This window comes from Azospirillum cavernae (assembly GCF_003590795.1).
In the GTDB taxonomy this organism is placed as follows: Bacteria; Pseudomonadota; Alphaproteobacteria; order Azospirillales; family Azospirillaceae; genus Azospirillum; species Azospirillum cavernae.
This window is the reverse complement of sequence record NZ_QYUL01000004.1, coordinates 237,668-249,871: the sequence shown is the minus strand read 5'-3', so window position 1 is coordinate 249,871 and position 12,204 is coordinate 237,668. Positions and strand designations below refer to the sequence as shown.

Genomic DNA, 12,204 nt, shown 5'->3' with positions numbered 1-12,204 from the left:
GCCCGTGCCGAACTTCGTCGCGCCGCGCCACGCCAGCCCAATAGTCCGCGCGACGGTCCTGCTGACGCTTGCGCCCGCGCTGCTGCTGGCCGTTCCAACCCTGGCGGCGGAAACGCCCGCGCCCGCCCCCGTCGCCGCTGGGGACGCCGCGCCCGTGACGGACAAGAAACCGCCCGCCAAAAAGGCCCCGCCGAAGAAAACCCCGGCGGCCAAGGCGGCAGACGGCGCGGTGGAGACGAGCAAGGCCGCCGCCATGATCCTGCGCCCGATCCTGGAGCGGCTGGTGGTCGAGAATCATCGCATCGCCGCCGCCCAGGCCAGCAAGGAGGCCGCCGACGCCAGCCTGCGCAAGTCCAAGGCGGGCTGGTACGGCGACGTGACCGTCACCGCGTCGGTCGGGCATGAAAGCCAGCGCAACCCATCGCCAACCCCGCCGACCAGCGGCACGACGCGCGACGCGCAGGTGTCGCTGCGTCAGCCGTTGCTCGATTTCGGACGCATCGGCGGCGACATCGAAAAGGCGACCTTGGCCCAGCAACAGGCCGAAGCCACCCTGCGCGACGTGACGCAAGAGGTGTTGCTCGACGGCTTGACCGCGCTGGTCAATGTCGGGCGAACCCGGCAGGTGGTGGAATTCTCCGAACAATCGCTGCGCAACATCGAACGCCAGACCGGCTTGGAAGAAAGCCGGGTCGAGTTGGGCGGCGGTTACGCCACCGACGTCCTGCAATCGAAAAGCCAGCTTGCCGGGGCACGCGCCCGTCTGGTCCGCGCGCGCGGCGCCCATGTGGCGGCGGTCAACAAATACCGCGCCGTGTTCCACAGCGAGCCGCCCGCCCGCATCGGCCCCTTCGGTCCGCGCGCGTCGGCCTTGCCCGCCAATCTGGACGAGGCGGTTGCCCAGGCGCGCGCGCGGAACATCCAGGTCGAAATCGCCGGTCTGGGCGCCGACATCGCCAAGGCCGAGGTGCGGCGCGTGCGCGGAACCGAACTGGCCCCGCGCGTGGAGGCGGTGGCCGAACTGTCCAACCGCCGCAACGTCGGCGGCGTGATGGGGGCCAAGGGCGACCAGACGTACAAGGTCGCCGTCACCATGCCGTTCAATTTGGGGCTGGCGCCGCTGCACTCCATCGACGCCGCCCAGGCTTCGGCCCGCGCCGCGCAATCGCAACTGGACGAACGCCGGGTGACGCTGGACGAGCAGGTCGGCAACGCCTGGCAGACTCTCGACACCGCGCGCGAGACGGCGATTTTCTTTGAAAATCAGGCGCGCATTTCGGCGGAGTTCCTGCGGTTGGCCCGCGAGGAACGCCAGCAGGGCCGCCGGTCGCTGATCGACGTTCTGTCGGGCGAAACCTCGCTGTTCAACGCCCAGGCCGACGCCGCGTCGGCGCAAGGCGACGTGACCATCGCCACGCTGACGCTGCTGCGCACCGCTGGATTGCTGGATATTTCGGTGGCCGAATGATGGGAAAGCAGGGGACCGCGCCGCGCCGGATCGGCGCGTTTCTGGCGGTCTGTTGGGCCGGACTGTTGTTGGCGCTGGGCGCCGCGACGGCGCAGGCCGGGCGCTTGGACGACATCCGCCAGCGCGGCGCCGTGCGCTGCGCCGTGTCCACCGGGGTGGCTGGGTTTTCTCTGCGCGGCAGCGATGGGCGGTGGCGTGGGTTCGACGTCGATTACTGCCGCGCTCTGGCCGCCGCCGTGCTGGGCGACGCCGAAAAGGTGTCCTTCATCTCCGGCACCACCGACGAGGCGTTGGGCCTGCTGACCGAAGGCACGGTGGACGTGTTGAGCCGCAGCGCCACGGTGACGCTGTCGCGTCTGGCCGGGCGCGGGCTGGAATCGGTTGGGATCAGCCTGTTCGACGGCCAGAGCTTCATGACCAAGCGCGGTTTGCGCATCCGCACCCTGCACCAGATGGCCGGGCTTGGCGTGTGCTTTCAATCGGGGACCACGGCGGAAGACAATCTGGCCGAACATTTCGCCATGCAGAAAATCAACTTCCGCCCGGTGCCCAAGGGGCCGTTACGCGAGATGATCGACGCCTATCTGAGCGGCGAATGCGACATCATCACCACCGATTCCTCGGCCCTGGCGGCGATCCGCGTCATGTACATGCCCCGGCCCGAGGATCACGTCATCCTGCGCCAGCATATCTCCAAGGAGCCGTTGGGGCCGCTGGTGCGCAAGGGCGATGACGGTTGGCGCGAGATCACCCGCTGGGCCTTGAACGCGATGATCGAAGCCGAAGAGCTGGGCCTGTCGAGCAAGAGCATCATCGACCGCCCCAGCAGCGACAGCCCGCGCGTGCGCCGCCTGTTGGGGCTGGTTCCCGGCATTGGCCGCCCGCTGGGATTGGACGACGAATGGGCGTGGCGGGTGATCGCCCAGGTCGGCAATTACGGCGAGGTGTTTGAAAGCAACATCGGCCTGTCCAGCCCGCTGCGCATGGAGCGTGGGTTGAATGAGCTGTGGACGCGCGGCGGGCTGTTGTTCGCCCTGCCGTTGCGTTGACCAGTCTTTCTGACGGGCGAGGACCGGGATGACCATCCGCACACGTTTTCACGTCATCTTCGTCATCATCGCCGCGCTGATGATCGCGCTGGCGGTCGGCGCGGTGTCGGCCCTGTCGCTGTCGCAATCCCTGGTCGAACGGGTGTATCGCGGCGCGCTGTTGCCCTCGCTCGACCTCAAGCGGGTGGCCGACGCCTACACCGGGGCGGCGGTGGTCACGGCGGTGCGCGTGCGCATCGGCGATCTGCGTTGGGAGGAGGGGGAGGCGGCGGTGCGCCGCGCCGCCGAACAGGCCAAACCAGCCTGGGAGCGCTACAAGGCCAACGCCCACAGCGAGACCGAACACGCCCTGCTGCGCTCGGCCCAGGAAAACATGGTGGAGGCGAACGCCGCCATCGACGAGTTGATCGACATTCTGTCCGCCCAGGACATCGCCGGTCTGACCGCCTTCATCGCGCGCGCCATGTACCCCTCGGTCAACCCGCTGCTGATGGACATCGACCGGCTGACCGCGCAGCAGGACCGCATCGGCGAAGACACCTACGACGACGCCATCGCCGAGGTGAAGCGCTATTGGATCAACCAAACCCTGCTGCTGGCCGTCGCCGTGGCGATGTTCGCCGCCGCCTTTTACACCGTGCGCAACCGCGTCGTGCTGCCCCTGCACCGGATGACCGGGGCGATGTCGGCGGTGGCGGAGGGCGAGTTGGACCGCCCGGTTCCCTCCTCTGGGCGGGCCGACGAAATCGGCGCGCTGGCCCGCGCGCTGGTCCGCTTCAAGGACAACGCCGCCCGGCTGAAGGAGGACCAGCGCACCCTGCGCATCCTCGCCGACGAGTTGAGCGCCGCCCGCGACAAGGCGGAGGAGGCGACCCACGCCAAATCCACCTTCCTGGCGATGATGAGCCACGAGATCCGCACGCCGATGAACGGCGTCACCGCGATGGCCGAAATGCTGGACCGCACCGATCTGGGGGCCGAACAGCGCGACATGCTGGGCATCATCCGTTCCTCCGGCGACGCGCTGCTGGTCATCATCAACGACATCCTCGATTTCTCGAAGATCGAGGCGGGCAAGCTGGACATCGAAACCATCGAACTGGCCTTGACCGACCTGGTGGAGGGCGCCGCCGAACTGGTGGCGAGCCGGGCGGCGGAAAAGGGTTTGCGCTACGCCGTCGATCTGGCCCCCGATCTGCCCGACCGGCTGTTGGGCGACCCGACGCGGGTCCGCCAGATCCTCATCAACCTGCTGGGCAACGCCGTCAAGTTCACCCAATCCGGCGTCATCCTGCTGACCGTTCGCGACGCCACGCCGGATGGCGGCGATGATGGTGGCGGCGGAACCCGGCGCGTCCTGCGCTTCGCCGTCGCCGACAGCGGCATCGGGCTGAGCGAGGAGCAGATCCAACGGCTGTTCCGCCCGTTCGAGCAGGCTGACGGCTCCACCTCCCGCCGCTATGGCGGCACCGGGCTTGGCTTGTCGATCAGTTCGGCGCTGTGCGCGATGATGGGCGGGCGGATCGGCGTGACGTCCGAGCTTGGCCGGGGATCAACCTTTTGGTTCGAGTTGCCCTTCACCGTGGCCGCGCCAGAACCGGCGGCGCCCGCCGTTCCCATCGCCGACGCCCGCATCGTCGCCGTCGGTTTCGTGGACGAGGAGCGCGCGGCTCTGCGCGATCTGCTGGCGGCGGCGGGGATCGGGCGGGTGGCGATGGCCGCCTATGACGAGGATTGGGCGGGCGCGGCGGCGAACAGTTCTGACGACGCGCCGACCGTGCTGATTCTGCACGCCGGGGGCGACGGGGCCGAAACGGCGCAGTTGGTCGCCGCGCATCTGGCTGGAACAATCCCGGCCCCGCCAGTGCTGCTGGCCGTGCCGATGCCGCGCCCGATCCCGCCGCCGGGGGTCTTCGCCACGCTGCCCTTGCCGTTGCGCCGCCGCCGGGTGTGGCGGGCGTTGGCGGCGGCGCTGGGCCGCGCGCCGCTGGAGGTCCATGACGCCCGCGAAACGTCCGATCTGGACGGCTGGGAGCCGCCGAGCCGGGCGGAGGCCGAGGCGGCCAACGCCCTGATTCTGGTGGCGGAGGACAACCCGACCAACCAGGTGGTCATCCGCCGTATGTTGGCACAGCGCGGCTACGCCTTCGACCTCGCCAACCATGGCGGGGAGGCGTTGGCGCTGCTGCGCGCCGGGCGTTATGGCCTGCTGCTGACCGATTTCCACATGCCTGAAATGGACGGGTTCGAGCTGACCGCCGCCATCCGCGCCGAGGAGGCGGGAAGCGACCGTCGTCTGCCCATCGTGGCCCTGACCGCCGACGCGCTGCCCGGCACCGGGCAACGCTGCCAAGAGGCGGGGATGGACGCCTATCTGACCAAACCCATCGATTCCAAGGCGTTGAGCGCGACGCTCCAACGTTTTCTGCCGCAGGCCGCCGGGTTGCGCCGTGCGGCCGCGCCGGTGGCCGCCCAAATGACGGATCTGGCGACGCGGGCGGCGGGCGTCGATCCCTGGGTGTTCGACCCGACCCGCCTGATCGAAAGCTTTGGCCGGGCGGAGGCCGAGGCGTTGGCCTTCCTCGCCGCCTTCGTGGACGCCGTTCCGGGGATGATCGCCGCCATCGAAACCGCCCTGGCGGCGGCGGACCAACGCGCCGCCCGCGACGCGGCGCACAGCCTGAAGGGGGCGGCCCTGTCGGTCGGCGCGGTTCGGCTGGGCCAGCTTGCGGGCGATCTTCAGGACGCGCTCGACGACTCCGACCCGGACACCGCCGCCTTTCTGTGCGGCCTGCTGCCGCCCACCCAGGATGAGTTGGTCGCCGCCACGGCGGCCTTGCGCGCGCCAGCCGCGTGACGCGGGCGGCCCTGCGCGCTTTCGGAGAGATTGAATGAGCAAGATTCACTATGACCGCATGAAAATCCTCGTCATCGAGGACGAGGATTTCACCCGCAACCTGATCTGCCGTCTGTTGCGCGAGGTTGGCGTCCGTTTCATCGGTGAATGCGCCAACGGCAAGGATGGGTTGATGGAGTTGGTGCGCGCCCGCCCGCATCTGGTCTTTTGCGACGTGCATATGGAACCGATGAACGGCCTGCAATTCCTCAAGGGCGTGCGCAACATCAAGGTGAAGGGTGTGGACCACACGGCCATCGTCTTCCTGACCGCCGATTCCAGCACCGACACCGTCATTTTCGCCAAGGAGCATGGCGTCGCCGGGTATCTGATAAAGCCGGTCAGCCTGAAGCAGATGCGCGACCGGATTGATTTCGTCGTCACCAACACGCCGCTTCTGGCGATGGAATTGATGGAGCTGTGAAACGGCGCTCCTCCGCCGCGATGAAGCGGGGGGTGTGACAATCTGCGGGATGATCCCGGAACAACCCTGATCGATTTTGTGGTCCCAAGTCTCTAGCCTGATGATGGTCGGCTGACCAATCTCAGCCCGACGCCTTCGTCTGACGCCGTTTCGAGACCGCCGCATGGACATGCCCCTCCTTTTTGAAGCCGATTGCGCGGGGGCGGAGGCGACCATCTATGTGCGGGATGGGGCGGGGCGCGTCCTGTCCCTGCCCAGTCGGCGCGTCCATCGGATGTCCTTCGCCGTGGACGCCGCGCCTGTGCCCTTCGCGCCGCTGGGCTATGAGGGCGTCGCCGCTGTCGATGGAATCGTCGCGGCGCAAATTGACGTGACCGTGGCCACCGGCGGCGCGGCCAAAAGCGGGCGCTATTCCCTGTTGGCGCGCTGCGGGCGCGGCTGGGTTCACTTGCGGGTCGCCGGGGTGTCGCTGGTCGATCCCGAACCGGGCGTTGACCATGGCGACGCGCTGGCGCTGCTGGAACGCCTGACGTCGGGCCTGACGCCGGATGGTTGCGTTGTCGAGCTTGATCCGGCCTTGGAGGACGCGTTGCCCCCGGCGGCCCTGCCGTTGCTGGTTGTGCGGACCGGCGGGCGGCTCGTCGCCCTGCCCGCGCGGGAGGTGGAGCGGGTCGCCCCCCATCAGGGTTCCTGGCCGATCCGTCAGGGCGACGCCGACGAGCGGGTGGTGGCCATGGGCGGGGATGTTCTGCCCGGCTGCTCCCTGGCCGAATGGATGACCGATTCGCCGATGGATGGCGCGGCGGACGCGGCGGAAGAAGGCTGGGCAGCGGTGATGACCGCCAACGGTCGCCGCATGGCGATCACCTTCACCGCGCTGGATGGGCTTGTCACCGCGCCCTTGACGCGGATTCGCCGTTTGGCCCACCGCCGCCACACCGCCCGCCATTGCATCGACCCGGAACGCGGCGCCATCGAAATCGTCGATCCCCGCGACTTCACCGCGCCAGCGGCGACGCCGACCAGCGCGGACGAGGGGGAAGACCTCGACGCGCCGCCAAGCGCCTTGTCCGCCGAGGCCGAACCGCCGTCGGTGCCCGATGGCGGGCTGGCGGCGATGGCCGGGCCGTTCGTTTGCGTCTTTTCACGCGGCGCGGTCAACCGCCTGCTGACCGGGGTTGGGTTGGCGCGGGTGGCCCCCCAGCGTTCGGCGGGGGCGTTCCCGGTGTTCGACCTCGCCGCGCTGTTGGGGCTGGCGCCGCAAGACGGCGCGCGGATGGGCCGCGTCCTGCTGCTGAACCGACCGGGCCGCCGCGCCGTCGCGCTGTTCGTGGACGGCGTCGGACCAACCGAATCCGTCCCGGACTGGCACGCGCTTCCCGCCGCGCCGCAGCCGATTCCGGGGCTGTTTTCCGCCATGCGTCTGGTCGGCTCCCGGCCAACCCTGCAACTGTTGGTGTGGGACAGCCTGCTGGCCGACCGGGTGGGGCCGGGCTTCGCCGCCGCGTTGAGGCCGACCCTGCTGGGCTGGCTTGATCCCCGTCTGATCGACGGCGACGGATAAGACCGCCGCCCGCTGATTCGTCGTCGCTCCCGTTTTCGTTGCCCACCGTTTTCGCTGCCCCCCGTTATCGCTGCCAAAGGGTCATCATGGTCAAGAACCTCAAAATCGGCGTCCGCTTGTCCCTTCTGGTGGCGATTCTGTGCGCCTTCATGCTGGCGGTCGGCTTCATCGGGCTGCGGGGGATGCAGGCGGGCGACGCCGCGCTCGACACCGTTTACAACGACCGCGTCGTGCCGCTGCGCGATTTGAAAATCATCGCCGACATGTACGCCGTCAACGTGGTGGACACCGCGCACAAGGCCCGCAACGGCAATTTGACCCACGCCGAAGCGAAGAAGAACATCGACATCGCGACGACCACCATCCGCCAGAAATGGCACGATTATCTGGCGACATATCTGGTGGAGGAGGAAAAGGCGCTGACCGTCCAGGCCGAACCGCTGATGACGGTGGCGGATCGCGCGATATCCCGGCTGCGGATGATCCTGGAAAACGGCAACGCCGAGGCGCTGGCGACATTCACCGTGGACTCGCTCTATCCGGCCATCGACCCGGTGTCGGACGTCTTCTCGTCCCTGGTGAATGTGCAGATCAAGGTCGCCAAGGACACCTACGACGCGAACCAAGTTCTTTACGACGCCTCGCGCACGCGGATGATCGCGCTGATCGTCGGGGCGCTGGTGTTGGGCGTGGGCATCGGAATCGCCACCATCCGCTCGATCACCGGCCCGCTCGCTTACGCCAGCGGCCTGATCGCCAGCATGGCCGAGGGCAAGCTCGACATCGAGGTGACGGACGACGGGCGGCGCGACGAGGCGGGCCGGATGATCCGCGCCACCGCCCAGATCGCCGCCACCCTGAAGGGCGTGTCCGTCGATCTGCGCGAGATGATCGACGCCGCCAAGGCGGGCGCCCTGTCCACCCGCACCGACCCAACACGCCATCGCGGCGAATTCGCCGCCCAGGCGCAGGGCGTCAATGATCTGGTCGACATCCTGACCGCCCCGCTGTTCGAGGTCGCCGCCGTGATGGCGAAACTGGCGTCGGGCGACGTGCGCGGGCGGATCACCGGGGCCTATGACGGCGATTTGCGCGCGCTGAAGGGCAACGTCAACCGCAGCCTGGACGCGCTGGTGGCGTTGCTCGACGAGATTTCCGGCTTCGCCGCCGCCATGGCCGAACGCGACATCACCGTGACCATCGACGGTTCCTATCAGGGCGATTTCGCGGCGATCAAGGCCAACCTGAACAAGGCGGTCGAACAGTTCGGCAGCGTGGTGCGCGAGGTGGCGGAGTCCACCCAGCAGGTCGCCCATTCGGCGGGCGAAACCTCGGCGGCGGCGCTGGACGTGTCGCGGCAGGCCGCCGACCAGATGAACACCCTGACCGACGTGTCCAGCGCCATCGAGCAGATGGTCGCCGCCGTCGGCGAAATCGCGCAGAGCGCGGAGCGGGGCAGCGCGCTCGCCCGCTCCGCCGCCGCGACCGCCGAGGAGGGACAGGCCAAGCTGGGCAACCTCGCCACCGCCGTCGATCAAATCGCCGCCAGCAACGCCCGCATCAGCCAAATCAGCGGCCTGATCGCCAGCATCGCCGAAAAAACCTACGTCCTGGCTGTCAACGCCGGGCTGGAAGCCGTGCGCGCGGGCGACCAGGGGCGCGGTTTCGGCCTGATCGCCCACCAAGTCACCAAGCTGGCCGAGGATGTGGCCCAGGCGACCCGCGACATCCGCGAATTGCTGGAGGCCACCGGCCACAGCGTGCAGACCGGCGTGACGGCGGCGCAGGAGGCGCGCGGCTCGATCCGCCGCATCGTCGAAGCTTCGCAAGAAAACGGCGCGACCGCCCAGGCCATCGCGGCGGCCATCGACGAGCAGAACGCGACGGCGCAGGTGCTGAAGGACCGCGTCATCAGCCTGACCATGGTCGGCCAAAGCACGGCGGGCGCGGCGGAGGAGATTTCCGCCACCATGTCGTCGCTGACCGACATGGCCCAGCGGTTGAAGGGCGAAATCGACCGGCTGAAGGTCGCCTGACCTTATCGGCGACAGGCGTTTTTTCTTGTGTGGGTTTTTGGCGGCGGGGGCAGGATCATGCGGACGACATTGCGGGACGCGCTCAGCAAAATCCTGCTGCCGGGGCTGTTGACGGTCGGCATCTTCACCTTCTTCTATCTGGGCGGCGACGCCTACCAGACCTTCGGGCTGGCGGCGGTGGACAGCACCCGCAAGGTGTTGAAATACGTGCTGGGGGTGGCGGCCTTCCTGTCGCTGGCGGTGCTGGCTCAGCGCGTCATCCGCTACGTCATTTTCGACGGCATCGTCGCCTCGGCCACCGGAACCCCGGTTCCCAAGCTGCTCAGCCAGATTTCCGGGCTGATTATTTACATCGTCGCCCTGTCGGCCTGCGCCGGGATCGTCTTCGACCAGGATTTGACCGTGCTGTGGGCGGCGTCGGGCGTCGCCGGTCTGGTGCTCGGCATGGCGCTGCGCGAGCTGTTGCAGGACGTTTTCGCCGGAATCGCCCTGAACATCGATCGGGCGGTGCGGATCGGCGAGTATGTCCAGCTTCACAAGGCGGGCGATTCCAGCATCAGCGGGCAATTGCTGGAAATCAGTTGGCGCACCACCCGGATCAAGGATTTTTCCGGCGACGTCGTCATCATCCCCAACAGCAAATTCAGCGCGATCACCATCACCAACTTCAGCCAGCCCGAAGCGGTCAGCTATCGTTCGGCCATCGTCACGCTGGACACGCGGGTGCCGCCGACCCGCGCCATCCGCATCCTGCAAGCGGCGGCGCTGGAGGCGTTGACCGGGTTGATCGGCAATGACGGCGCGCCGCCACAGCCCTGGGTCGAGGTCAAGAGCATCAAGCCGGAAGGGGCGGAATACGCGATTTACTTCAAGGCGGAATGGCGCTTCCTCGCCTCCGCCCGCCCGCTGATCCTGCAAGCGGCCTTGTCCCATCTGGCGCAAGCCGGGTTGGAACCGGCGGTGCCGCGCCAGAACACCGACACCGAGATGGGACTCCAGGTTCCCGGCAAGGAGCGGCTGGCGCAATTGATCGGCGAAGCGCCGCTGCTGCGCGGCCTGAGCGCCCGTGATTTGACTCTGCTGAGCGAGGGCGCCCGCCTGACGGTGGAGCAGCCCGACCGGGTGATCGCCCAGGCGGGGGAGGCGGGAACCGTGCTGTTCCTGCTGCTGGAAGGGCTGCTGTCCGCCGAGGCCAGCCGCCGAAACGGCGCGCGGCAAAGCCTGTCGCCGATGCTGCGGCCGGGCGACCTGTTCGACCCCAGCGTGGTGTTGTTGGGGGAGGCGCACGCCTGCACCGTGCGCGCCCGCACCCCGGCCCTGCTGTGCGAGCTGGATTACGACGTCATCAACCGGCTGTTCCGAACCAACCCGGAGGCGTTCGACGTGGTCGGGCGCAATCTGGCGGCTCTGGTCCCAGCCAAATCCACCTCCTTGGGTTGGGAAGAGACCGGGGAGGGGGAGGATTGGGCCGACGAGGTGCGGCGCCAGATGCGCCACCTGTTCCCCGGCCTCGCCCTGCCGAGCCGCCGCGAGGACGCCGCCGTCATCCCGGTGTCACGGAAAGCCCACTGAAACAGGATCGACAGCGCGTCGTCGGGCGCCTATGGTCGGCCTGACATTCAGGCGCGAGGACGGCATGACGAAGCGGAAAGACGGAGCGAACGGGACGGGCGGGGCGCAAGCGGGCGGCTCTTTTGCCGGAACGCCGGCGGATCGTCTGGTTCGGTTGTGGCGCACCGCCGACCAGCGTTTCGGCCTGCTGCTCGACGAGGTGCTCGACGCCGGACGCCAGCCGGTGATCGAGGCCGCGCTGGGCAAGCTGCGCGAGGATGAGCAGTATAATTTCCTCGACGAGGTCGAGGCCATCGCCGAATCGATCCAGCGCACCGACAGCTACGGCGATCTGTCCACCGTCACCCTGTTCTGGCTGGCGGTCGAGGTCGATGGCGATCTCAGCGAACCGCCCGCCGTCGAGGTGATCGAACGCGGCCTGGACGCGTCCGGCCTGCTGGAAAACGCCGCCGACACCAAGCTGTTGCCGCTGTGGCTCGATCCCGAACCGTTGTCTTATCTGGAGGCCGCCGACCGTCGGGCGCTGCTGAACCGCCTGTTGGCGTCCGTCGATGACGCGACCGCTTACGCCCGCCAGCAGGATTTGATCGCCCCCATCGCCGGGCCGTCGCCGCGCTTCGTCGCCGTGGTCGGTCTGGTCGAGGAAAGCGGCGACGGCATGCCCGGCGGCGAAACCCTGCCCGATCCCCTGAATTTCGGCCTGGACAGCGTGCCAGACCCCGAACTCGACCCGGTGGAAGAGGCGCGGGTGCGCGAGGCGCTGGAGCATTTCGCCGAACAGGTCAAGGCCGCCGACCCGCGCGTGCGCCGGTGCGAGCCGATTGGCGGCTTGAACGATCTGCTGGACTTCACCGCCGACGCCGAATGGCAGGCCGATTCCGGTCTGGACGAGGTCGCCGACTTCCTCGACGTCGCCAGCAACGAAACGGCGGACGGCATCGTCGACGCGTCGGTCGCCGACACCGGGGCCGGGCTGCATGTCCGCGCCATGGATTCAGACGGGCGGATGCTGGACGACCGGCTGTTCACCCTGGACGGCGAAGCGGTTGAGGCGGCCATGGCCCTGCTGAAACGGCGCTGCCGCCGCGTCGTCACCGGCTGACGTCACCCGGGAAGACGCGGACGCGCTGGAGATAGGGCGGAAAATCCTGCAACGTGGGATCGGTTCCGGCTGGGAACCAAATGACAGGTTGAG

The 12,204-nt window shown here is 68.3% G+C and carries 8 protein-coding genes; all 8 read left to right on the top strand.

The genetic code is table 11. The features are described from left to right. Positions 1-4: 4 nt before the first annotated feature. The 8 genes from D3877_RS24360 (at position 5) to D3877_RS24325 (ending at position 12,111) form a co-directional block, all read left to right on the top strand. Entirely contained in the window at positions 5-1,468 is a 1,464-nt protein-coding gene (locus tag D3877_RS24360) for a TolC family protein (RefSeq protein WP_238475060.1), read from the top strand. Further along, a complete protein-coding gene (locus D3877_RS24355; RefSeq protein ID WP_238475059.1) occupies positions 1,465-2,517 on the top strand; it encodes an amino acid ABC transporter substrate-binding protein in 1,053 nt (350 codons plus the stop codon). The genes D3877_RS24360 and D3877_RS24355 overlap by 4 nt, the downstream gene beginning before the upstream one ends. 28 nt (positions 2,518-2,545) lie before the next feature. Further along, positions 2,546-5,374, top strand: a complete 2,829-nt coding sequence (locus tag D3877_RS24350; RefSeq protein WP_119833390.1) for a hybrid sensor histidine kinase/response regulator — start codon at positions 2,546-2,548, stop codon at positions 5,372-5,374. Between the two features lie 34 nt (positions 5,375-5,408). Further along, a complete protein-coding gene (locus tag D3877_RS24345; RefSeq protein ID WP_119833389.1) occupies positions 5,409-5,837 on the top strand; it encodes a response regulator in 429 nt (142 codons plus the stop codon). A 163-nt stretch (positions 5,838-6,000) separates the two neighbouring features. Continuing rightward, the gene (locus tag D3877_RS24340; protein ID WP_119833388.1) at positions 6,001-7,401 is read left to right on the top strand and encodes a CheW domain-containing protein; all 1,401 of its coding nucleotides are present in this window, start codon (positions 6,001-6,003) and stop codon (positions 7,399-7,401) included. 86 nt (positions 7,402-7,487) lie between these two features. Further along, entirely contained in the window at positions 7,488-9,437 is a 1,950-nt protein-coding gene (locus tag D3877_RS24335) for a HAMP domain-containing methyl-accepting chemotaxis protein (protein WP_119833387.1), read from the top strand. A gap of 57 nt (positions 9,438-9,494) precedes the next feature. Further along, the gene (locus tag D3877_RS24330; protein WP_119833617.1) at positions 9,495-11,009 is read left to right on the top strand and encodes a mechanosensitive ion channel family protein; all 1,515 of its coding nucleotides are present in this window, start codon (positions 9,495-9,497) and stop codon (positions 11,007-11,009) included. Between the two features lie 64 nt (positions 11,010-11,073). Continuing rightward, positions 11,074-12,111 (top strand): hypothetical protein, encoded by a 1,038-nt coding sequence (locus D3877_RS24325; protein ID WP_119833616.1) that lies wholly within the window; start codon positions 11,074-11,076, stop codon positions 12,109-12,111. Positions 12,112-12,204: the final 93 nt, after the last annotated feature.

What these genes read in the sequence shown, in the direction of transcription:
- D3877_RS24355 (WP_238475059.1), top strand. Translation starts at nt 1,465, where the DNA reads ATGATGGGAAAGCAGGGGACCGCGCCGCGCCGGATCGGCGCGTTTCTG.
- D3877_RS24340 (WP_119833388.1), top strand. Translation starts at nt 6,001, where the DNA reads ATGGACATGCCCCTCCTTTTTGAAGCCGATTGCGCGGGGGCGGAGGCG.
- D3877_RS24335 (WP_119833387.1), top strand. Translation starts at nt 7,488, where the DNA reads ATGGTCAAGAACCTCAAAATCGGCGTCCGCTTGTCCCTTCTGGTGGCG.
- D3877_RS24330 (WP_119833617.1), top strand. Translation starts at nt 9,495, where the DNA reads ATGCGGACGACATTGCGGGACGCGCTCAGCAAAATCCTGCTGCCGGGG.
- D3877_RS24325 (WP_119833616.1), top strand. Translation starts at nt 11,074, where the DNA reads ATGACGAAGCGGAAAGACGGAGCGAACGGGACGGGCGGGGCGCAAGCG.
- D3877_RS24350 (WP_119833390.1), top strand. Translation starts at nt 2,546, where the DNA reads ATGACCATCCGCACACGTTTTCACGTCATCTTCGTCATCATCGCCGCG.
- D3877_RS24345 (WP_119833389.1), top strand. Translation starts at nt 5,409, where the DNA reads ATGAGCAAGATTCACTATGACCGCATGAAAATCCTCGTCATCGAGGAC.